At 68.8% G+C, this 24976-nt stretch carries 9 protein-coding genes; 4 read left to right on the forward strand and 5 right to left on the reverse strand.

The window, feature by feature from the left end; genetic code table 11:
• Positions 1-200: 200 nt before the first annotated feature.
• Complete coding sequence (locus tag H0X91_RS00080) at positions 201-13877, forward strand: LWXIA domain-containing protein (protein ID WP_196432688.1); 13677 nt, start codon at positions 201-203, stop codon at positions 13875-13877.
• Between the two features lie 21 nt (positions 13878-13898).
• Here H0X91_RS00080 and H0X91_RS00085 read toward each other — a convergent pair whose 3' ends face one another.
• Positions 13899-14540, reverse strand: coding sequence for an HD domain-containing protein (locus tag H0X91_RS00085; RefSeq protein ID WP_112751452.1), 642 nt, complete (start codon positions 14538-14540; stop codon positions 13899-13901).
• 173 nt (positions 14541-14713) lie between these two features.
• Between H0X91_RS00085 and H0X91_RS00090 the strand changes: the two genes are divergently transcribed.
• The 3 genes from H0X91_RS00090 (at position 14714) to H0X91_RS00100 (ending at position 17277) form a co-directional block, all read left to right on the forward strand.
• Positions 14714-15679, forward strand: a complete 966-nt coding sequence (locus H0X91_RS00090) for a GlxA family transcriptional regulator (protein ID WP_012493824.1) — start codon at positions 14714-14716, stop codon at positions 15677-15679.
• Between the two features lie 287 nt (positions 15680-15966).
• The gene (locus tag H0X91_RS00095; RefSeq protein WP_006483511.1) at positions 15967-16278 is read left to right on the forward strand and encodes a DUF4148 domain-containing protein; all 312 of its coding nucleotides are present in this window, start codon (positions 15967-15969) and stop codon (positions 16276-16278) included.
• Positions 16279-16563: 285 nt separating this feature from the next.
• On the forward strand, positions 16564-17277 hold the full coding sequence (locus tag H0X91_RS00100) for a dienelactone hydrolase family protein (protein ID WP_006483507.1): 714 nt from the start codon (positions 16564-16566) through the stop codon (positions 17275-17277).
• A gap of 134 nt (positions 17278-17411) precedes the next feature.
• Here the strand turns inward: H0X91_RS00100 and H0X91_RS00105 are convergent, their stop codons facing one another.
• From H0X91_RS00105 to H0X91_RS00120, 4 genes are all read right to left on the reverse strand, one after another.
• The gene (locus H0X91_RS00105; protein ID WP_196432689.1) at positions 17412-18914 is read right to left on the reverse strand and encodes an efflux transporter outer membrane subunit; all 1503 of its coding nucleotides are present in this window, start codon (positions 18912-18914) and stop codon (positions 17412-17414) included.
• Between the two features lie 2 nt (positions 18915-18916).
• Positions 18917-22108, reverse strand: coding sequence for an efflux RND transporter permease subunit (locus H0X91_RS00110; RefSeq protein WP_196432690.1), 3192 nt, complete (start codon positions 22106-22108; stop codon positions 18917-18919).
• A gap of 15 nt (positions 22109-22123) precedes the next feature.
• A complete protein-coding gene (locus H0X91_RS00115) occupies positions 22124-23362 on the reverse strand; it encodes an efflux RND transporter periplasmic adaptor subunit (protein ID WP_062911552.1) in 1239 nt (412 codons plus the stop codon).
• A gap of 224 nt (positions 23363-23586) precedes the next feature.
• Complete coding sequence (locus H0X91_RS00120) at positions 23587-24468, reverse strand: LysR family transcriptional regulator (RefSeq protein ID WP_006497831.1); 882 nt, start codon at positions 24466-24468, stop codon at positions 23587-23589.
• Positions 24469-24976: the final 508 nt, after the last annotated feature.

The raw sequence follows: 24976 nt of genomic DNA on the forward strand, positions 1-24976 counted from the left end.
TCATCGCCCCGCGTCGGGTCCCGCGCACTATCGGTGCATGATCGCGTCTCGTAGCGATCCCCGGACCGTTCGTCTCGCCCTCGTCGCACGCTACGAATCGCCCCCGTGCCTGCCCCAACCGCTTCCGTACACTCGAAATCGCGCCATGCGGCGCTGGCGGCGTGCACCCTGCGTACGGCCGCGCCTGACGGGAGCCTTGCATGTTGTCCATCGATGGAATGGGTTTGGGGTTGAACTGGCAGCGTTTCCTGTCGCAAACGCTGGATCCCGACCTCGCCCCGAAACCGCCGCGCAATACGGACGGTACGTCCAACGACGGCCCGAACAACGGCCCGGCCAACCCGGTGAACCCGACCACCGTGCCGCCGATTCCCGTGCAGGCCGACCTCGGCACCGATCCGTCCAAGCCGACCAATGCCGAAATCGCGTCGGCCACCGCGCTGCTCCGGAACATGGCCGACCAGTATCGCGTCGCGCCGCCCGAGATCACCGTCGACAATGACACGACGCAAGCCGTCCAGCGCGTGATCCAGGACGCGCAGACCAGGTACGACGACGCGCAACACACGCTGCAAGGCGCGCAGGGCGTGCTGCGGATGACGAACCGCGACCCTGAAGCGACACCCGACGAGCGCAAGGCCGCGCGCGACAACTACACGAAGGCGCACGACGCGGCCGCCACCGCGCAACGCGAACTCGACGTCACGACCGACGCCGGCTACCGGATCCTGTACGGCGAACAGGCGAAAGCCGACCAGTACAGCGCCGACCCGAGCAACGACAAAATCGAGGGGCCCGCGCAGCAGCAGGCCGATGCGAAGCTCGCCGCGCTGCAGAAACTGTTTCCCGACCAGATCAAGGCGAATCCGAACTTCATCCCGCAGCAGGGCGATTGCAAGACGCCCGCCCAGGTCCAGGCCTACGACGACTGGCAGTCGGCGACGTCGACCGCGGTCACGGCGCAGGCGAAGTACTGGGCGGACGTCAGCAACGCGAATCTCGCCTATACGCAATTCCAGTCGTACATGGCCGACCCTGCCTACAAGGATGCGATCGATACCGGCGTCGGCAAGCTGAACGAGGCGCTCGAGCCGCTGCAATTGCAGGTCGACCTGCCCGATCCGCCGCCCGCCGACGCGAACGGCAACGTCGACATGAACGCGCTGCAGGCCAATATCGCGCAGGCCGCGAAGATCGCCAATTACTCGAACGCGGCCTATGCGGCATCGCTCGACGCGCAGCAGGTCACGACATTGCAGCAGAAATACGACGCCGACAGCGCGTGCCTGATCGGCTCGACGCCCGGCGCGACGAAAGACGACAAGGCCGCGCTCGATCGCGCGACGACGCAGGCGAACACGAGCGGCAGCTACATGCAGATGCTCGGCGCGCAGTTGACCGTCGACGACTTGCAGACCAAGTACGACACCGCGAAATCGGCATCCGACGACTGGCATACCGCGAATCCGCGCTCGCTGGACCCGCATCCGACCGTCGACGCCGACCTCGCCGCCGCGTCCGATGCGCTCGCACAGGCGAAGCAGAAGGCCAGCCTCGCGCACGACGGATTCGTCGTCGCGTACGGCCAGACGCTCGCGCAGCAGTATGACGACGCCGGCGCGCAGATCGATGCGCAGCTCAAGCCGAAGGTGCCGTTCGTGCTGCAGAACCCGACACCGACGCTGTCGACGAATCCACCGCCGTCCACGACGCCGCCGTCCCCGTCGGCGCAGCCGTCGCCGTCGCTCAGCACGTCGCTGCCGAGCCCATCGAGCACCGCGAGTTCCCCGGCGCCGTCGACGACCCAGACGCCGACACCGTCGTCGTCGTTGAGCACGTCGGCGCCGCCCGCCGCGCTATCGACGTCGCTCCCGCCCACGACGCTGTTCACGAATCCGTCGTTCGTGCTGCAGCCGCCCGGCTCGAACACGTCCGTGCCGACCACCGCGACCGGCCAGACCGCCCTCGACGCGAAAAAGCTCCATGTCGTCGCGGGCGCGCTGCGCGCGGCCGACGGCCGCCTGTCCAACACGTTCAACGACGCGGCCGCGAAATTCCAGCTGGCGAACGCGAAGACGCAGGAAGGCGTGCTGAAGGGCAAGCTCGCGGACATGCAGAAAACCTACGACGACTGGTACGCGAACCACCCGACGCCGGTGCGCATGCGCGAGGTGAACGGCGACGAGATCCCGATGCCCACGCCGCGGCGGCCGAATCCGTACCAGGATCGGCTCGACGAGGCGCGCAACAACCTGCAGCAGGCCGACGCGACCATCAACAAGCTGCAGTTGCTGACCGAGATGTCGCGTCAGCAGGTGCTGCTCGACCAGTTCGATGCGAGCCTCGCCGAGAACCTGCGCAACCCGCAGAGCCAGGACGACAAGGATGCCTATTCGAAGGCGCTCGACGGCTTCTTCCGCGCGCACCAGGGCGAGCTGTCGCAATCGCTGCTCGACCAGGCGGGCGCGAGCACGAACAAGGCCGCGACGATCGATTTCGGCAAGCTGACCGACAACGAGCAGCGCAACCTGATCGGCACCGCGATCGGCCTCCCGCCCGACGTGCAGCCGTCGGCGGACACGGGCACGCCCACCGCGCCGGTCAACGACGACTCGGTGCGCTACACCGACAACGAAAAGCTCGACACGATCAACAAGGTGCGCGGCGAAATCCTCGAGCTCGGCGGCGGCAGCGGCACGCAGGTCAACATCCTGCCGCTGATCTACTCGGACAAGACGGCCGGGATGGTAACGAGCGCGCTCTTCAAGGTCACCGACAGCAAGGGCCACGTCCAGTACGTCGACGACACGTCGGCGAATTACGACAACATCGGCGACTACCTCGACAACAACCAGCTTGCGTCGAGCGGCACGCTCGATCTCGTGACCGGCTACGACGACAACGGGCACGCGCAGTTCCAGCAGAAGACCGCGCATCACGACGACTGGTTCGACAGCGCGCTGAACACGCTGACCGGCGGCAAGGTGAACCTCGGGATGATGGGCCTCGGGCTGCTGATGGAAGGCGCCGGCGTGCTGCTCGACGCAACGGGCGTCGGCGTGTTCGCCGGCGGCGCGCTGAACTTCGCGGGCGGGCTGATGATGGATACGGCGATCGGCTCGAGCATGACGAAATCCGCGCTCGATATCGGCTCGCGCTGGGAACACAACCAGAGCATCAATCCGTTCACCGACGCCGGCGCGCGCGGCGACTGGCTCAACCTCGTACCGATGGGCGCGGCCGGCGCGGCGAAATTCGCGGGCTCGGAAGTCTTCGCCAGGACGGTCACCGCGCTGCGCTCGGCGAGGGCCGCGCGAATCAGCACCGCGATCGTGCGCGGCACCTCGCTCGCCACCGGCCTCGGCGCCGCCGGCGAAAGCTTCGTCGAAGCCGCTGTCGACTTCGCGCACGGGGACCGCGAGCACGGCTGGGACGCGCTCAAGTCCGGCTTCACGAACGTCGCGCTGATGGGCGCGGGCGGCGTGCGGGACCGCGTGGTCAACGCGACGGTGCGCGTCACCGGCCGACCGGTGGTCGCCCGCTCGGCAGGCGGCGAGCGCATCTCGATCGACGGACAGCAACTGCAGAAGATCCTGAGCAGGAACGAGCCGTCGCAACTCGCGTTCGGCGCGACGCGCGCGTCGCTCGACGGCGTCGACATCAAGGTCGCGAAAGACGGCACGCTGATGGCGGGCGACAAGGTGCTCACCTACGACAACATGCCCGTGCGCGTGCTCGACTCGCTCAACAACAAGGACCTGAACCACCTGCCGCGCGGGACGTCGGTGATCCTCGGCGAGAACGGCGAACTGAGCATCGTCGAGCTGACCGGCAAGACCTGGACCGAAGGCACGAAGATCGATTCGGTCACGGAGACGGGCGACCGGCTGTCGTTCGGCAGCGACGGCGAAATCAACGCGCCGTCGAAGCTCGTCGCGAAAACGCCCGTCCCGTCGCGCAACGACCCGCGGCAACCGGCAAGCAACGACACGCCGCCGGCCGACAGCGCGCCGCGCACCACGCCCGCCAACGAAGCCGCGGCGCGCGCCACCGCAGCGAACGACACGGCCACCGCGACCACGGCCGCCAGCGCACGCAACGCGCAGCACACGAGCGAAGCGCAGGCCGCGCGCGACGAGAACCAGCAGGAAACGCGCGCGTCCGATTCGCATGTCGCCGCGCAGAATCGCCGCAGCAGCGACCTGCGCGCGGTGCACGATCCGGCCGTCGCGCGGACGCCCGGCGCACCCGGCGCGGGCGCGCTCGAGGAACCGGCCAGCGTCGCGCCGCGCACGCCGGTCCGCGTGATCGACCTGACCGACGCCGAACCGGCCTCCCGGCCCGCGACGCGCGACCCGGCCGGCGTGTCGGTACCGCGCGGCCCGTCGGTCGAGGCGCTCGACCATGGCGAGCACACGCTCTTGATCGTGCGCAACGGCGAGGACCCGGCGGCCGCCCGGCCCGACGCCGCGCGGCCGCGCGCGGCGGGCGAGCTGCCCGCCGACGTCGCGGAACCGATCGTCGTCATCGCCGATGCCGCGGACGCGCACGTCGCCCCCGAACTCGCGAACCGCTGGCAGCGGCCGGTATTCGCGGCCGCGCCGGATGCCCTGCACGCCGACGGCACGCTGCGCGCCGATGCGCCGCTGACGCGCTACCTGCCCGCCCCCGACGCCGCGGCGGCCGGCGGCCGCGTCGTCGGCACGAACGCGCAGGCGGCCCACGCCGACGCGGCGGGCGTCGTCGAAGCCGACGCGCCTGCGGCGGATCCGGACGCGCCCGCCGCGCGCCGCGCGCCACGCCCCGTGAACGACGACACCGTCGTCGTGCTCGCGTCGACCCGGCGCAACGTCGCCGACCCCGACACGCATGCCGCCGTGCCGCAGCCGCCCGCGCGCGCGGCGCGTGCGCTGGACGGCGCATTCAGCGCGCCCAACCGCATCCTCGTGCTCGTCAAGCCGGCCGAACGCGCCCCCACGCAAGCGGCGAACGATGCACGCGAGGCAGCCGCGCCCAAGCCGGCCCGGGACGCACGAACCCAGGACCACGCGCTCCCGGCCGCCGCCCACCCGGACACCACCGAAGCGCCGGCGGACCCGTCGCTTGCCGGCCCGGGCCTGTTCACGCGGCTGCAGATGCGCTTCGGCGGCGCGCCGCTGCCGGACGCGGTCCACGCGCTCGCGCAGCAATCGGGCACGCTCACGCAGCAGTTGCGGATGCTGAGCGACGCCGGCTGGCGCGTGAGCCTCGGCAAGCGCGGCGGCGGCAGCCGGATCGATCCGAAGCGGCGCCGCGTGACGATCGACGGCGCGCTGCACGATTCGGGCAGCATCACCTATACGCTCGCGCACGAGGCGAAGCATGCGGTCGAGGCGATCGACGGCACACTGGATTCGCTCGACTACAGCGGCCGCAGCCGCTTCACGCGCAAGGCGCTCGAAGCCGAAGCGCGCGCCCAGATCAACGCGTTCGAAGCGCGCTACGAGATCGATCTCGCGGGCGGCGGCGACATCGCGGCGAACACGACGCTGCCCGATGCGCTGCAGCACGAGGCCGACCGCTGGTCGCCATCGAGCGACTATGCGGGCACGGTCGAGCGGCTCGCCGACGCGTTCGCCGATGCGCCGGTGTCGGGCCGCCGCGGCGAGACGTACCAGGCGTTTTACGACGGCATCTGGGACAAGCAGAAGCGCCACGGCGGCGCCCCGCGCCGGATGCCGGCGCCGCACACGACCGAAGGGACCGGTGGCGCGCACCTGCCGCGCACGCTCGAGGAACAGGTGCGGTGGAGCGTCGCGCATGCGGAAACGATCTCGCCGTTCGCCGAACGCGGGCGTCACGAGCCGCGGCAGATGACGCTGCGGATGCTGGACGAACGCACGTCGTCGGGAACCGAGGAACCGGTGACGATCATTCGCGGCCGAACCGACGCCACGGGCCAACTGCTCGACGCACACGGCCGCCCCGCGCAGCACGTGCCGTTTTCGATCGCGCACTTCCTCGCCGGCACGTCGACCAGCGCCGGCACCGGCCGCGCGCTGGTCCTCGCGGCCGACGACGGACACGCGGCCGCGGCATGGCTCACGAACACCTGGCAACGGCCGGTCTACGTGCCGGACGGCGGCACGATCCGCGCGTTCGACGCGGCCATGCGCAACCCGGGGAGCCAGCGGCCCGAGGCGCGATTCGACCACGTCCCCACGTGGACCCGCTATGCGCCGTCGCCGCGCGAGCGGATCGACTACGGCGAACTGGCCGTCGACGCGCACGGCCTCTACGTCGCGGGCGATCCGTCACGGCGACTGGACCCGCAAGCGCTGATCGGGCCGTTCCTCGGCGCCGGCATCGAAAAGAGCGTGTTCGAACTCGGCAAGCGCAACGCGATCGGCCTGTACGACGTCGATCCATCGAGGCCGCGCGACGGCCAGCTCGCGAATCATTACGACGCGCTCGACACCGAACGCACCGGGCTCGACCTGCTGCGCCGCTACGGCATGCGCACGCTGACCATCGACGGCCCGTTCTCGGTCGGCAACCGGATCGGGATCCTATACCATCCGCTCGCCGAACTCAGCAGCCGTGCCATCTCGCTCGGCGCGTTGCCGTCACGTATCACGCACGACTCGATGCAACAGCTTGCCGCGATGCGCGAAATCGTCGAGCGCGATGGCCTGGTGTTCGATTTTCAGGGGGTGGTCGACGCGCGCGGCGAGTTCTACTTCAGCGACCCGGCCACGATATTCCGCACCGATGACCGCGAGGAAATCGACGCCACGCTCGAGGAAATCGACACCGTGATCGCGCCGCTCGAGCGCGGCATCCGCACCGGCAGCATCGTGCTCGCGCATCCGGCGATCAGCGAATCGCTGCCGGACGGCGCGTTCGTCCAGAAGCCGTCGCGCTTCACGCGGATCCGGATGTGGTTCGGCGGCGCGCCGCTGCCCGACGCCGCCTATGCGCTCGCCGGCCGGTCGAGCCTCCTCGCCGACCAGTTGCGCCTGCTGAAATCGGATGGCTGGCAGGTCGTGTGGGGCCGCGCGGGCCGCGGCAGCCGCACCGACGTCGAGCAGCGCCGGATCGTGGTCGACGGCGGCCTGCGCGGCACCGGCACGCTCGTCTACACGCTCGCGCACGAAGCCGGCCACGCGGCCGACGTGTCGAACGACCGGCTCGGCGTCGATACCAGCAGCCCGGAAGCGTACGTGCAAAGCACGCTGCTCGCCGAAGCGCGCGCGCAGGCCAACGCGTTCGCGGTGCGCAAGCAGATCCTCGAATCGACCGGCGTCGACATCGCCGAGCACGCGGTGCTGCCCGATGCGATCGCGCGCGAAGCCGATCACGTGATGCCGGGCGACGACGCCGGCCTCGCGCGCCTCGCCGACGCATTCGGCAATGCCCCCGTATCCGGCCGCGACGGCGAACACTACCGTGCGTTCTACGGCAGCACATGGGACCGCCAGCAGCAGCCGGGCAACGCAGCGCTGCGCATGCCCGCGCCGCACACGGCCGAATCGTCCGGCGGCAGCGGCGGCGCACGGCTGCCGCGCACGCTCGACGAACAGGCGCAGTGGAGCCACGCGCACGCGGACCGTGCATCGCCGTTTCCGCGCCGCTGGTTCGGCGGAGGCTCGCCGACACTGTCCTTCTCGCGCCACGGTCCGGTGTCCTATGCGAACGGCGAACCGCTGACGCTCGTCCATGCGCGAACCGACGCAGCCGGCGGCCTGCTGGACGCACGTGGCAACCCCGCCACGCCGGTCGACTATTCGATCGACCATCGCCATGCGTTCACGCCCGCCCGGGCCGGCGCCCCCATCGTGCTCGCGGGCGAAGGCGGGGCCGCACACGCCGCGTGGCTCGCGAACCTGTGGCAACGCACGATCTACGTGCCCGACAGCGGCACGGTCCGCACGCTCGGCGAACCGCGCGGCGACGGCACGCAGCGCATGCAGTTCGGCGGCCCGCGCGCATGGACGCGCTACACGCCGTCGCCGCGCGAACGGATCGACGCGGGCGCGCTCGCCGTCGACGAACACGGGCTGCACGTCGCCGGCGATCCGTCGCGGCGCGTCGATCCCGATGCGCTGCTCGGCCCGTTCCTCGGCGCGGGCACCGCGAAGGCGGTATTCGAACTCGGCAAGCGCAACGCGATCGGCGTGTTCGACGCCAGCGGCGACAAGGCCCGCACGATGCTCGCCCACGAAAAGCGCGGGCTCGAGCAGTTGACGCAGCTCGGCATGCGCACGGTCACGGTCGACGGGCCGTTCACGTACCACGGGCGCGTCGCGGTGCTGTACAGCCCGCTGGCCGAACTCGGCAGCCTCGACGTGATGCACGGCATCCTGCCGAAGCGCGTGACGCGCGAATCGATGCGCCAGCTCGCCGCGATGCGCGAGCTGGCCGCGCGGCACGGCCTGTCGTTCGATTTCGAGGGCCTGTTCGATGCGAACGGCGAGTTCCACTTCAGCGACCCGTCCGTCCTGATCCCGCATCCGGACCCGGCAACCAACCGCACGCCCGGGATGATCGACGCCGTCATCCAGCCGCTCGAACGCGGCATCGCCAGCGGCCACGTCGAACTCGCGCACCCGCTGATCAGCGAATCGCTGCCGGACGGCGCGTTCGTGCAGAAACCGTCGCGCTTCACGCGGATCCGGACGTGGTTCGGCGGCGCGCCGCTACCCGACGCCGCGTACGCGCTGGCCGACCAGTCGAGCCTGCTCGCCGCGCAACTGCGGCTGCTGAACCCCGGCCGCTGGGAGATCGTGCAGGGCCGCGCGGGCGCCGGCAGCAAGGTCGATGCCGAACAGCGCCGGATCGTGATCGACGGCGGCCTGCGCAACGCCGGCACGATCGTCTACGTGCTCGCCCACGAGGTCGGTCATGCGGTCGACGTGGCAACGAACCGGCTCGACCTCGACACCAGCAGCCCCGACGCGTACGCAGAAAGCGCGCTGCGCGCCGAGGCGCGCGCGCAGGCCAACGCGTTCGCGGTGCGCAAGCAGATCCTCGAATCGACCGGCATCGACATCGCCGCGCACGCGGTACTGCCCGACGCGATCGCGCGCGAAGCCGACCATGTGATGCCGGGCGACGCGGCCGGCCTCGCGCGCCTCGCCGACGCGTTCGGCAACGTGCAGACGTCGCTGCCCGGCAACCCCGTCTATCGGGCGCTGTACCGCACGCAGGCCGAGCAGGCGCGGCGCGACGGCGAGGCCGGGCGAGCCGGCGCCATGCCGCGGACGATGCCGTCGATGATGATGTGGCCGATGGACCCGTCGTCGTTCCTGCCGGCCGCCCCCGTGCTTGCGCCCGAGGCCCGCGCGGCCGACTGGCTCGACGCGCACGGCAAGCGCGATCTGAAGCGCATCGACGGCACGCAACTGGCCGACATCCGCGACCTCGCGCAATACGCGGGCCCCAACGCCCACGTGCTGATCGCGAAGCACGCCGACCGGCCGGCGGACGACGGCACGCATCCGCAACCCGAATTCGTCGCGAGCCTGACGACCGATGCGCATGGTCAGCCCGGTCAGGTCGAATCGATCGATCCGGGCGGCGCGCCGTCGCACGACTTGCGCGACGCGCTCTATCCGGGCATGCGTCCGCGCAAGCGCAGCGGCAGCGCGACGCCGCATGAAGCGCGTGCGCAATTCGACTTCTACCTGTCGCCGGTGTCGCTCGACGAGCTGCGGCAATTCGGCGGCGCGGCGAAGATCGAAGCCGTCGACTCGAAACGCGTATGGAATGCCGAGCCTTCCGGCGACGCGCCTGCGCAGGAGGTCGTCGAGCAGATCGGCAAACTCGCCGGCGCGCCGCAATTCAAGCGGCCCAAGGCGGCCGCGAAGGTCGCCGACGACAGCACGACGATCTTCGCGGTCGACCGGAAAACCGGCAAGGTGCTCGGCTACGCCGTGCCCAAGCAAGGCGGCAGCGGCTGGGCGTATCACGAGAAAACCTCGGTCGGCGATGCATCGATCGCCGAACAGGATCTTGGCGCCGCATTCCGCCGCCGCGCCCGCGGCCTGCCCGACGGACGGCGCGGCGTCGTGTTCGTCCCGTCGTCGCTGCCAGAATCGGTGGTATCCCGCTATGGCGGATTCGCGCCGGCCGAGCGGGCGTTACCGATCGCCGAGCAAAAGCCGCCGTCGATGAAAACGAGCGACCGCGTGCAGCGCCGGCTCGGCAAGCTTCAGTCGAGAGGCAAGCCGCCGGCCGGCGCGACATCGCTCGCCAACCCGTGGGTCGCGCCGAACCTGCTGCCGAAATCGGCTGACGACGTGCACGATTTCAACGGCGCGAACACGCTGCACCTGCGGCGCGTGATCGATCTCGGCCAGGTCGGCCCGGAATACTTCATCTACGTCTACGGCACGGAAGGCGCGCTGATCGACACGCTGCATCAGCCTGACGGCCTCCTCGCGACCCGCGACGGCACGTTGCAATGGTTCGACGATGCCGCGCATTTCGCCGACGAGCGCAAGCCCGGCGTCGATCTCGACAGGACCAAGATCGGCGGCGGTCCGGACGGCTCGGACCGGCACTTTCTCGTGACGCGGCTCGACCCGGCGGAATTCGATGCACGCACGAAGCCAACGCAGGTCGCGGCCTATGCGCTGAAACAAGCGGAACTCGACAAGCAGTTGCAGAAGGCCGCCGCGGAATCGTCCGCGCCGTTCGGCGAACTGCGGCGCCGCATCGCGGCCGAACTGGCGGCCGCGAAGCACCAGCAGGCCACACTTGCCGGCGATCCCGCGTCCGGCACGGCGTCCGCCAATCCGCCCGCGAAACCGAACAAGGCTGCGCGCGGCAAGGGCAAGAAAGGCAGCCGGAACGCGCCGGCGGCGCCCGCACCGGCCGCGTCGCCGGCGCCGCACGCCGCGCCGGCCGGCAAGCCGTTCAGCATCAAGACCTATCAGCCGGGCCTGACGAGCGCGACGGTCGCCGAATGGATCCTCCGCTTCGGCAAGGCGAAGCTCGACGACTGGTTCCCGGAGCACGAGCGCGTGAAGGCGTTCGCGGGCCGCACCGGCGAGCCGCTCGACCTCGGCGCGACACGCCAGGTCATGATGGCCGACAGCGTGATGATGAAGGCGCTCGGCATCCCGTTGCGGCTCGCGCGCGATGTGTCGAGCATGCCGTGGCGCGGCCCGCTGTCGCGACCCGACCATGCGGCGAACCTGGTGTCGCGCCATGCGAAGCGCGCGATCACCTATCTGTCGATCGCACGCGCCGCGGACCGGCACGCGTTGCAGGCCTATGCCCGCGCGAAGGCCGAGCTCCAGGATCGCCTCGCGCTGATGGCGCGCGGCTTCACGTTGCGCGACGACCCCGCCGAAATGCTCGCGCTCGTGAAGCGTTATGGCGGGGCGATGCCGGTCGTATCGGTCGCGGTCGATCCGTATTCGCTGGCCGCCGCGCTCGGCCGGAAACACGACCCCGCGTTCATCCGCCGCGTGCGCGAACTCGGCAAGCTCGACAACGCGCAGTTCGACGAAGCGAACGCGCGGATCGACATCGTCGGCACGGGCCGCCATCTCGAACTCGACGACCTCGACCACCTGTTCAAATGGCTCGATGCGGCGTCCGAAGGCGGCTTCGTGCTGCGCCTCGAAACCGCGCCGTCGCGCGCGCTCGTGTCGGCCGAGGACCAGCGCACGCTGGCCGGCACCAACGATGCGTACCACGACTACGTGCGCACGTTCGACGCGCTCGAAACGTGGGCGCGGCAGCACACCGGCAAAACCGCGCCGCATGTGATGGTGACGTTCCACGGCTGGGACGCCGTACTCGAACCGGCGCCCGGCGACGGCCACCTGAAGCTCGTCGAGGCCGTGCTCGACCGCAAGGAACTCGACTGGGTTCATCTCGGGCTGTCGTATGCGACGCATGGCGCGGACTTCGTCGCGAATCAGGATCTGACCGCCGCCCTCGCCCGCACGCTCGTCGACTACAAGCTGCATGCACCCGACAAACTCGCGCGCCTGCACGGCGCCGATGCGCTCACGCGCGTGTTCGAACGGGTCGGCGCGCAAACGCTCGCGAACCAGCATCAGGTGCTGTTCGCCGAAGTCGAACGCGTCGGCGTCGCGAACAAGATGACACCCGACGAGCTCGCGCAATTGCGCGCCGGCCTGTACGAAGGCCATACGACCGCGCTGATGGACCGCGCACGGCAGGCGACGATCACTTATGCGCAGGAGAACTACTGGAACAGCACCGCACCCGCCAACCGGGCGGAGCTGCGCGCACGCGATGCCGGCAAGCGCTGGCTGAACCAGTACGGCCAGCCCGCTACCGAACGCAAGATCGGTGCGCATGCGAACCCGAATGCATCGAGCACCGCGTTCTGGCGCGCGGTGGCCGCCGATCCGAAGCTCGCGATCGACGAGACCAAGCCCGTCCTCGTGAACCGCGACATCGCCGCGCAGCCGAGCCACCAGCTCGGCAACCCGCAGGAAGCCGCGCTCGCGCAGCTCAATGCGCTGCGCGTCCACCGCCCGTCGTTCGGCAAGCGCGACTGGGCGTGGTCGCTGGGATTCGGCGGCACGGTGGCCGGCGCCAGCTCGCTCGTCGCGCTGAACGTGTTCAACGGCATGACCGTGATGAGTTCGGATGCGCTGACCCACGCGAACACCGCACTGTTCGTCGGCGCGCGTGCAGGCCGCGTGTTCGGCGCGATGCACCAGGGCGCGGTGCAGAGCCTGCAAAGCGGCGATCCGCGCGCGGTGCACGACGTGCTCGACCGCCTGCAGCGCTCGCTTGCGCAGCAGCTGACCGCGCCGGTACACGGCTACAACCCGGCGCGGCTCCAACAGCTCGACCTGCTGACGAACGAAACCCGCGTGAAGGCGACCCACCTGGTCGACATGCATCGCCAGGGGCTCATCGGCTTCGACGATGCGGCCGCGCAGATCAGGGAACTGTCGGTCGACCTGCTCGCGAACATGCAGGGCATGGTCGGCGGCACGTCGCTCGCGCAACTGCATCACGGCAATTCCCGCCGGCTGCTCGGCCTCGTCGGACGCGGCAGCGCGATCGTCGGCTATTCGGGGACGATCGCCGTCGGCGTGCACGGGCTGATGACCACGCCGACCGTCGCGGGCGCGCTGACGACCGCGAGCGCGGCGCTCGCCGCGACGTATTCAGGCCTCGTCTATGCGGTGAGCGCGCACCGCGTGAACGCGGACAAGCGCAGCCGCGTCGTGCGCCTGATCGACTCGACGTCGGATTTCGTCGGCGTCGCGAGCGGCGTCGCGGGCTCGATCGCGCAATACGACAAAGGTCACTACGGGCTCGCGGCAACGGCCGCGACGTCGACGTTGATGCTGCTCGGCGCGCGCCTGAACACGCATTTCCCGAACGCGACGCGCTGGGTCAGGAAATACCCGACCGCGCTGATCCTCGTGCCGATCGGAATCTGGGGCTTCACGCAATTGCAGAACCTGTTCTTCGGCCCGCCGTCGGGCGGCTCGGGCTCGTCGCCGCACAAGCCGCAGTCGACGCCGGCATCGCCATCACACCAGCCATCGCAACCGACCGTCGGCGCGCCGACGGCCGGCCTCGCGCCGGGCACTACCGCAACGCAACCACCCGGGACCGGCACGACGGGCACTACGGCGCCCGCTCAGCCCGCCGCGCCGCCGTCGTCGGCCGCGCAGCCGACCATCGTCGTGGCCGGCGATTCGCTGTGGGTGATCGCCGACGCGCATCGCCAGTCGCTGCTCAACGCCGCGCACGTGTCGCAGCACGACCGCAACGCGATGACGCGCGACCAGCAGGATGCGCGCGCGCTGAACGAGATCCTGCAGCTGAATCCGGGCCTGGCGTCGGCGCCGAACGTGCTGCATGTCGGGCAGTCGATCAACGTCGGCTGATGCGCGGTCGCCCGTGCGCGCTCAGCCGGCCCACGCGGACGAGCGGATCACGCTGCAGAAGTTGCCCGCACGGAAATGCGGATCCTTGTCCGCGAGCACGTCGGCCTTCACGTTGCCGATCGTCGTGCCGGGCTTGTGCTTGATGCCGTCGTAGAACGCCTGAATGATGTCCTCCTTGAAATGCGGCGTGCGCGGATGCGCGCGCACGACCTCCTCCCGCTCGGTATCGCTGTATTCCGGGTAAGTGAGGCCCAGTACGTCCATCTCGACGCCCGCCGTGACCAGCGCGACGACCGGATGCATGTGCTGCGGGATGCCGGGCGTGGTGTGCAGCGCGATCGAGGTCCACACGACATCGATGTCCTGTTGCGAAATCCCGTTGCCCTTCAGGAAATCGCGCGCGGCGTTCGCGCCGTCCACTTCGAAGCGCTCGCATGCACTGCTGTGCCGGTGCGTGAGTCCCATGTCATGGAACATGCAGCCGCAATAGAGCAGCTCGGGGTCGTACTCGAGCCCGCGCCGCCGGCCCGCCAGCGCCGCGAAATAGAACACGCGGCTCGAGTGGTGGAACAGCAGCTCGGATTCGGTATCGCGCACGAGCTCGGTGATCTCACGCGTCAAACGCGTATCGGGAAGGGTGATGCCGGCGACGCTCACAGTCATGATCGACCTCCATGGAAGACACCTTCGATTTTCCGGAGTCCGACAGGTGTCTCCAATGGACGTATCACGCCGAATCCTGCCATTTCGCGCGACGAACGGACATGGTGCCTGCGCGGCGAAGAAAGCGCTCCTATACTGCTGCGCATCACGTTCGATACGACACGCAATCGATCATGCCGAAGGTCGTGGGTATTTTCGCCGTTCCGGGCGTTCAACTGCTCGACGTCTCCGCGCCGCTCGACGTGTTCGCGCAAGCGAACGCCGAGTGCGGCAAGCCGTTCTACACGTTGCGGATCATCGCGAGCGGGCCCGGGCCGATCCGCAGTGCGTCCGGCGCACGGCTGCTGCCCGACTGGATCGCGCCCGACATTCCGGAGCGCGTCGACACGCTGCTGGTCGCCGGCGCGCCGCGCGCCGGCCAGATCGTGCTGCGCACCGACGTCCTCGCGTGGCTGCGCTCGGCGGCCGTGCAAAGCAGGCGCTACGGCTCGATCTGCACCGGCGCGTTCATCCTCGCGGCCACCGGCCTGCTGAAAGGGCGCCACCTGACCACGCACTGGGCCGCCGCCGATGCATTCGCGCAGGCGTATCCGTCCGTCACCGTCGACGCCGACGCGCTGTACGTGCGCGACGGCAAGCTGCGCACCGGCGCCGGCGTCACGGCCGGGCTCGATCTCGCGCTCGCGCTGGTCGAGGAGGATCTCGGCCGCGAGATCGCGCGGCGCGTCGCCGCGCAGCTGGTGATGTTCTTCAAGCGCCCGGGCGGGCAGCTCCAGTTCAGCCGCACGGGCGAGGCGCGCCCCGCCGGGCGTTCGGTCCTGCAGGAAGTCCAGCGCTGGATCGCCGCCCATCCGGAACTCGAGCATTCGGTGGCCGGGATGGCGAAGCATGCGGGCATGAGCCCGCGCCATTTCGCGCGACTGTTCCGCGCGGAAGTCGGCATGACGCCGGCCGCATGGGTCGAGGCGACCCGCATCTCGGCCGCTCGTCGGCTACTCGAGAACGGCCACGACACGCCGAAGCAGGTCGCCGCGAAATGCGGCTTCGCAAACGTCGATACGCTCAGGCGAGCGTTCACCCGGCATGTCGGCATCACGCCGGCCGAATACCGGAAACGGCAGGCGACCCTCGCTGCGTGATGCGGAGCGCGCGACGCTGACGGCCTCGGCAAAATAATTCGGAATGCGATTCACCCGTTCATTCCGTTACTGCGCCCATCGACCCTATCGCGCTCCGCAGGCCAAGCCGCGCCTCGCCGACATGCCCTCAATCGTCAGACGAAATCACATGCCGCGCGAATCGTTTACCCAGTTGCAATAATGATTCGCTGCAACACGTATTTCCGACCGGTAACGCGATCGTTACGATGCAATCAACCGCTGAACGCCACGAGCGAAGCGCGAAATCAACAGAACCGGAGGTCACCATGAAGTCGTTCATCACCGCTGTCGTCGCCGCAACTGCCCTGTCCGCATCGTACGGCGCATTCGCCCAATCGAACCCGTCGGGCCAGCTGACGCGGGCCCAGGTGCGTGCGGAACTCGTCCAGCTCGAACAGGCCGGCTACAAGCCCGAAGTGTCCGATCAGTATTACCCGCGGGCGCTGCAGACCGCCCAGGCTCGCGTGACGAACGCCGATGAAACCGGCTACGGCGCGCAAGCAGCCGCCGGTGCACGCGCCGGCCGCGCGATCGCGGTCAAGCAGGAAGGCCGCGACTCGATCTATTTCGGCCAGTAAGCCGGCTACGCGCCGGCGCATTCCGGCGTATTCCCGACGTATTTCGATACGCACGTCGTACGCGCCACACCCCGCTCCCGTTCATCGGGGCGGGGTGTTTGCTTTTCGGTCTCCGCTCCCGCCGCCGGTCATGCGCCGCGCTGCGCCGTTCACGCAAGCGTCCGGTGTTTGCGCATAGAATGGCCGCGTGGTCGGCGTCGGCCAGAACGCATGCGAGCGGTATCACGACGCCCGCTGGCCGGCCCGATGTCGCACTCGGCGCATTTTTCGAAAAGGAGCGGTTTCATGTCTCAAACATCCGGTTCCATGATCACGTTTCGCCGTCCGGACGGCCAGGAACTGCAGGGCTATCTCGCCACGCCGGCACAAACCGAAGGCGCGCCCGCGGTCGTCGTCATCCAGGAATGGTGGGGGCTGAACGACCAGATCCGCGGCGTCGCGGATCGCCTCGCGCGCTGCGGCTACTTCGCGCTCGTGCCCGACCTGTATCGCGGCAAGTCGACGGTCGAGGAGGAAGAAGCGCACCACCTGATGACCGGCCTCGATTTCGGCGACGCCGCGTCGCAGGACATTCCCGGCGCGGTCGCGCACCTGAAGACGCTGGCGCCGCGTGTCGCGGTGACGGGCTTCTGCATGGGCGGCGCCCTGACGCTGCTGTCGCTGCAGTACGCCGACGCGGACGCCGGCGTCATGTGGTACGGCCTTCCGCCGCTCGACTACATCGATCCGGCCAAGCTGAAGGTGCCGCTGATGGGGCACTGGGGGACGCAGGATGCGTTCTTTACGATCGACCAGGTCGACGCACTGGAAAAGAAGCTGACCGATGCGAAGGTCGGTTTCGAATTCCATCGCTATCTCGCGCACCATGCGTTCGCGAACGAAACGGCGGTCGGTCCCGGCCGCATCGCCGGCACGCAGTTCGATCCGGTGTGGTCGGAAATGGCGTGGGATCGCACGCTCACGTTCTTCGGCCGGACGCTGTGGACCAAGCAGGCGTAACGTAACGCTGCTCACCGCACGCACGACGGTATGAAGGAAAACGCCACGGACTTGCGTCCGTGGCGTTTTCGTTTTCACAGCCGGTCGGGTCGGCGGACAGACTTGGCCTGGAAGCTCCCGCCGTGCCGTCGCGCCTATCCGTTCGTCGCTGGCTGGTAATCGACCGGGGCATCCGGCGCGCGCGGCGTCTCGCCGGCGCGCTGGATCCACCCGCCGCCCAGTGCGCGGTACAGGTCGACCAGATTCGTCCAGCGTGCCAGACGTGCGCTGATCAGCGACTGCTGCGCGGCGTACAGATCCGTCTGCGCGGTCAGCACCGACAGATAGCTGTCGACACCGTTCTTGTAGCGCAGGTCCGACAGATCGAAGCGTCGCTGCTGCGCGTGCTCGTTGCGCTCGAGCGCCGCGATCTGCTGGTCGTACGTGCCGCGTGCGGCCAGACCATCCGACACTTCGCGGAACGCCGACTGGATCGCCTTCTCGTAGTTCGCGATCTCGATGCGCTTCTGCACGTTCGCGAGATCGAGGTTCGCGATGTTCTGCCCGCCTTCGAAGATCGGCAGCGCGATGCTCGGCGCGAACGACCACGCCGCCGTGCCGGCCTTGAACAGGCCGCCCAGCGTCGGGCTCGCGGTGCCGAACGCGCCCGTCAGCGAAATCTTCGGGAAGAACGCCGCGCGCGCCGCGCCGATGTTCGCATTCGCGGCCAGCAGCGTCTGCTCGGCCTGCATCACGTCAGGACGACGCGTCAGCAGGTCCGACGGCAACCCGGCCGGCACGTCCGTCAGCAGGTTCTGCGCATCGAGCGGCATGCCCGCCGGCAGATCGTCCGGCAGCGGCTCGCCGATCAGCAGCACCAGCGCGTTCAGCGCCTGCGCGCGGGCTCGCGCCTGCGCCTGCTGGTTCGCGAGCGCCGTCTCGACCACCGTCTGCGCCTGACGCAGCTCGAGCTCGGAGCCCGTGCCGTTGTCGAACTGCAGCTTGGTCAGGTCGTACGATGCCTGCGCGGTCTTCAGCGTGTCCTCCGTGACCTTCAGCAGGTCATCGGTCGACAGCAGCGTCAGATATTGATCCGCGACCTGCGACACCAGCGAGATCTCGGACGCCTGCCGCGCGTGCGACGTCGACAGGTATTGCGCGAGCGCCTGATCCTTCAGGCTCTGCACGCGGCCGAACAGGTCGAGTTCCCATGACGCGGACAGCCCGACGTTGTAGGTCGTCGTGATGTTCCGGCCCGGCACGGCCGTCAGCGAATTCGGCAAACGCTGACGGTTGCCCGTACCCGTACCGTCGAGCGTCGGGAACAGCCCCGCACGCGTGATCTGGTACTGCGCACGCGCGGCCTCGATATTGAGCACCGATACGCGCAGGTCGCGGTTGTTTTTCAGCGCGATCTCGATCAGCCGCTGCAGGCGCGGATCGACGAAGAACTCGCGCCAGCCGATGGCAGTCGCCGCCTGGCCATTCGCGCTGCGCGCGCCGGCCGCGCCCGGCTGCGTCGCGTAGACGCCGCCGGCCGGGTACGCCTGCGCGACGGGTGCGTCGGGCCGCTTGTAGTGCGGCGCCATCGTGCAGCCCGTGGCGAACAGCGCGGCAGCCAGTGCGACCGCGGTTGCAGTCAAAGCATGTTTTTGCATCGTTACTGCCCCTTCGAATCGTGTGCGTCGTCGTGACCGCGCTGCAGGTCGCCCTGCACGAGACGCCATGCGTCGTCGACGTTTTCCGTCTCGCCGCTGAAGATCGCGCGAACCCGCACGAAGAACATCGGGATCATGAAAATGGCGAGGAACGTCGCCGTGATCATCCCGCCGATCACGCCGGTGCCGATCGCATGCTGGCTCGCCGACCCCGCGCCGTTGCTGATCGCGAGCGGCAGCACGCCCAGCATGAACGCGAGCGACGTCATCAGGATCGGGCGCAGCCGCAGGCGCGCCGCCTCGATCGCCGCGCGCACCGGCCCCATGTTCCCGCCCGCCTGCAGCTCGCGCGCGAACTCGACGATCAGGATCGCGTTCTTCGCGGACAAGCCCACGGTGGTCAGCAGGCCGACCTGGAAGAACACGTCGTTCTCGAGGCCGCGCAGCATCGTCGCGAGCAGCGCGCCGACCACGCCGAGCGGCACGACCATGATCACCGAGAACGGGATCGACCAGCTTTCATACAGCGCCGCGAGACACAGGAAGACGACGAGGATCGAGATCGCGTACAGGATCGGCGCCTGCGAGCCGGACTGGATTTCCTGGAACGACAGGCCCGTCCACGAGTAGCCGATGCCTTCCGGCAGCTTGCTCGCGAGCGCTTCCATCGCGGCCATCGCCTGGCCGGTCGATTTGCCTTCCGCGGCCTGCCCCTGGATTTCGATCGACGACACCCCGTTGTAACGCTCGAGCTTCGGCGAACCGTAGATCCAGTGGCCGGTCGAGAATGCGCTGAACGGCACCATCCCGCCCGCGCTGTTGCGCACGTACCAGATGTTCATGTCTTCCGGCGTCATCCGGAACGGCGCGTCCGACTGTACGTACACCTTCTTGATCCGGCCGTCGGTGTCGAGGAAGTTGTTCACGTACTGCGACGCCCATGCGATCGAGAACGTCTGGTCGATCGCCGCGGCCGTCACGCCGAGCGCATTCGCCTTCTCGCGGTCGATGTCGACCTTGTACTGCGGCGTATCGTTCAGGCCGTTCGGGCGCACCAGCGCGAGCGCCGGATCCTTCGCGGCCATCCCGAGCAACTGGCCGCGCGCGGCCATCAGCGCATCGTGGCCGAGACCGGCGTTGTCCGTCAGCTCGAAGTCGAAGCCGGCAGCCGTACCGAGTTCCGGAATCGACGGCGGGTTGAACGGAATCACCATCGCGTCCTTGTACGTCGAATAGTGCGCGAAGGTCCGGCCGATCAGCGCCTGCACCTTCTGGTCCGAACGCTGGCGATGCTCGTACGGTTTCAGCTTCACGAACACGAGGCCCGCGTTCTGGCCACGGCCCGCGAAGCTGAAGCCGTTGACCGTGAACACCGAGTCGACCACATCCTTCTCGGCGGTGGTCAGGTACGTGTTGATGTTGTCGAGCGTCTTGCCGGTCGTTTCCTGCGTGGAGCCGGACGGCGTCTGCACGATCATGAACATGTAGCCCTGATCCTCGTCGGGCAGGAACGACTTCGGCAGACGCGCGAACATCACGCCGACCGCGAGGAACACGGCGAGGTAGATCACAAGCCAGCGGCCCGAGCGCCGGATCACGTGGTTCACGCCGCTCGTGTAGCGATCGCGGCTGCGATCGAAAGTCCGGTTGAACCAGCCGAAGAAACCCTTCTTCTCTTCGTGATGCCCCTGCGGGATCGGCTTGAGGATCGTCGCGCACAGCGCCGGCGTCAGGACCAATGCGACCAGCACGGACAGCACCATCGCCGACACGATCGTCAGCGAGAACTGCCGATAGATCGCGCCGACCGAGCCGCCGGAGAACGCCACCGGCACGAACACCGCCGACAGCACGAGCGCCACGCCGACGAGTGCGCCGGTGATCTGGCTCATCGCCTTGCGGGTCGCCTCCTTCGGTGACAGCCCTTCTTCCGCCATCACGCGCTCGACGTTCTCGACCACCACGATCGCATCGTCGACCAGCAGGCCGATCGCGAGCACGAGGCCGAACATCGACAGCGTGTTGATCGAGAAACCGGCGAGGCCCATGATCGCGAACGTACCGAGCAGCACGACCGGCACCGCGATCGTCGGGATGATCGTCGCGCGCAGGTTCTGCAGGAACAGGTACATCACGAGGAACACCAGCACGATGCCCTCGATCAGCGTCTTGACCACTTCCTCGATCGACAGGCGCACGAACGGCGTCGTGTCGTACGGGTAGTGCACGACGAGACCGTGCGGGAAGTACTTCGACAGCTCGTCGATCTTGGCCCGCAGCGCGTTCGCGGTCGCCAGCGCGTTCGCGCCGGTCGCGAGCTGGATGCCGAGGCCGGCCGTCGGCTGCCCCATGTACTTCGTGTCGAACGTGTAGTTCTCCGAACCCAGCGCCGCGCGGCCGACGTCCTTCAGGCGGACCTGCGAGCCATCCTGGTTGACCCTCAGCAGGATGTTGCCGAACTGCTCGGGCGTGCGCAGCAGCGTCGATTCGGTGATCGTCGCCTGCAGCACGGTGCCCGGCTTCGCCGGCGTGCCGCCGATCTGGCCGCCCGCGATCTGCACGTTCTGCTGCGTGATCGCGGCCGTCACGTCGGTCGGCGTGAGGCTGTAGTTGGTCAGCTTGACGGGGTCGAGCCAGATCCGCATCGAGAACTGCGAACCGAGCAGCAGCGTCTGGCCGACGCCGTTCACGCGGCTCAGCGGATCGAGCACGTGCGAAGCCACGTAGTTCGTCAGGTCCTCCTTCGACATCCGGCCGTCCTCGGAGTTGAACGCGAACCACATCAGCCAGTTGCTGCTCGACTTCGTGACCTGCATGCCGAGCTGCTGCACGACCTGCGGCAGGTTCGGCGTCGCGAGCGACAGCTTGTTCTGCACCTGCACCTGCGCGACGTCCGGATTCGTGCCCGGCGAGAACGTCAGCGTGATCGTTGCGTTGCCCGAGTCGTCACTCGTCGACGACATGTACAGGAAGTTGTCGAGACCGCTCATCTGCTGCTCGATCACCTGCGTGACCGTGTCTTCCACCGTCTTCGCGGAAGCGCCCGGATAGTTCGCCTGGATCTGGATCGTCGGCGGTGCGATCGTCGGGTACTGCGCGATCGGCATCTTGAAGATCGATGCGACGCCGGCCAGCATCAGCACGATCGCGATCACCCACGCGAAGATCGGGCGATCGATAAAGAACTTGGCCATGAAACGGACTCCCTGTTATTGCGCGCTCGACGCGGCGGCCGAACTCGCTGCGGCGCTGGCCGCGGTAGTCGCCGGCGCGGCGCTTGCCGATGTGGCGGTGGCGGCGTCCGGCGCCGGGGCGAGCTGCGCGGGGACGGTCTTCACGGTCGCGCCCGGGCGCACCTTGTCGACGCCTTGCACGATCACGTGATCGCCCGCCTGCAGACCGCCTTCGACGATCCAGTTCTGGTCGTACGTGCCGGTCGTCGTCAACGGACGCATCTCGACCTTGTTGGCCGCGGTCACGACGAGTGCGATCGCCTGCCCCTTCTGGTCGTGCGTGACGCCGATCTGCGGCACGAGGAACGCGTTCTCGTTCACGCCTTCCTCGATCCGTGCACGCACGAACATGCCCGGCAGCAGCACGCGGCCCGGGTTCGGGAAGATCGCGCGGATCGTCACCGAGCCGGTGGTCGGGTCGACCGTCACGTCCGAGAACTGCAGCTTGCCCGGCTCCGAATAGGTCTTGCCGTCTTCGAGAATCAACGACACCTTCGCGGCGCCTGGGCCGGTCGTCTTCAGACGGCCGCTCTGCACGTCCTGACGCAGCTTCAGCCCTTCGAGGCTCGATTGCGTGAGGTCGACGTACACCGGATCGAGCTGCTGCACGGTCGACATCAGCGTCGCCTGGCTCGCCTGCACGTAGGCGCCCGGCGTCACTTGCGAGATGCCGACGCGGCCCGAAACGGGCGACACGACGTCCGTATAGCCGAGGTTGATCTGCGCGGTGTCGACCGCCGCCTTGCCGGCCGCGACGTCCGCCGCGGCCTGCCCTTGCGTGGCGACCGCGTTGTCGTAGTCCTGCTTGCTGACCGCGTTCGCGGCGACCAGCACCTTGTAGCGCGCGACCAGCGCGTTCTGCGTGACGAGGTTCGCCTGCGCCTTCGCGAGCGTCGCCTTCGCGCTGTTCAAGGCCGCGACGTACGGCGCCGGATCGATCTTGTAGAGACGCTGGCCGGCCTTGACGTCGGTGCCCTCGGTGAATTCACGACGCAGCACGATGCCGTCGACCCGCGCACGCACCTGCGCGACGAGGAACGCGCTGGTGCGGCCCGGCAGTTCGGTCACCGCCGGCACGGCTTGCGGCTGCACGGTGACAACGCCGACTTCCGGCGTTTGCGGCGGCGGCGCCGATTCTTTTTTCCCGCACGCGGCCAGGAAAACGGCAGCCGTTGCGGCAGTGATTAAGCGGTATGGAACCCGTTCGACGCGCATGGAGCGACCTCTCACAATTAGACGACCTTCAATGGGAATCACCAGATCTCCTCATGGCCCTGACACGCGGCGGACCTGCAGCTTCCGGCCCACCGCGGATGCGGACGCGTGTTGCGGGTGTGCGTTGCACCCTGCGGAGCGTTCGTGCGCCGAACTGCTTCCGAAAAAGAACGGCGAGCCCGCGGCCCCGGCGGGCTCGCGTTGCAGTGGGATCAGCCGGCCCGTTAGCGCGTGGGCCGGAATGCGGCGCCTGCGAATTCGATGAACGCGCGCGCGGCGGCCGGCAAACGCGCGGCACGCGCATGCGCGAGCTTCAGCGTGACGGGCGCGAGCGGGCGGACCGGGGCCACGCGCACGAGCGTGCCGGCCGCCAGATCCGCATCGACGAGATACGCGGGCAGCACCGCCGCGCCCATGCCGGCGACGGCCAGCCGCCGCGCCATCTCGAGATGGCCGACGCCCGTATTGCCGGACGCCGCACCGGATCGAATCGCGGCCGCCGGGTCGTCGTCGGCCGCGGGCAACTCCAGCCGCACGGCCGCGAGTTCCGGCCAGTCGCCCGACGCAGCGGCGCCGCCGTGCGCGGCGACGTAGCCCGGCGCCGCGACGCGCACGGTTTCGTATGCAGCCAGCGTATGCAACGCGTGCGCGCCGGACACCGGCATGCCATCCGTCAGGAACGCGACGTCGATGTCCTCGGCAGTCAGGTCGACGTGGGCATCGGTCAGCGTCACCGTCGGCCGCACGTCCGGAAACCGGTGCACGAAGCGATCGAGCAGCGCGCTCAACTGGCTGAGCCCGAACGCGACCGGCGCGGCCACGCGCAATACGCCTTCCGGCTTGCTGCCCATCGCGACGAAACGACCGTCGATCTCGTCGATCGCACCGAGAATCCGCTCGACGCGCGCGAGATACAGCTCGCCGATCTCCGTCAGCGACTGGTGGCTCGTGCTGCGTTGAAGCAGGCGCGCACCGAGGCGCGTCTCGAGCGCATCGACCAGCCGGCTCGCCATCGCCGTCGACACGCGCAGCCGCGTCGCGGCCCGGCGAAATCCGCCTTCCCTTGCCACCGTCACGAATGCCCGAATCGATTGAAGTTGGTCCATTTGTCCGGATTCCCCTGCGCGAACGACTGCCCGTCTGCCTGCACCCCGACGCCGCACCGCCACCCGCCCGCATCGGCCCGGCCAATGCGGCGGCGCCGACGCCGGCTCCGCCGGGTCGGTCGGCACGCTCGCGACGGGCACGAGCCAGCTTGCAACGGCCGCAAACCAGCCTCGGCAAGCCCGATGCACGATCATTCAGTAGCAGTCCTGATTCTTTTCCCGCGATGCGCGGCGACGACGCGCGCGGCAAGGCCGGCGGCGGCCGCGCATCACGCGGACGGTGTTGCCCGCATCATCCGGGCACGCTGAAACCGCATTTCCTTCAGCAGGTGCAATGGTAGGGAAACCGCCGGAAAATGGCTTGCCCGATCCTGCGATTGTTTTGCCTTAATTTCCGAATTTGTGCGCTGCACACGATGCCACGACGGGCGATGCGTGCGCCGACCATGCAGGTCCGGATGATCGGGCTAATTTCGGACAGGTTTAGGCAATCCGGCGCACGCAACTG

Source organism: Burkholderia sp. 9777_1386 (assembly GCF_015712265.1).
Classification (GTDB): Bacteria; Pseudomonadota; Gammaproteobacteria; order Burkholderiales; family Burkholderiaceae; genus Burkholderia; species Burkholderia cenocepacia.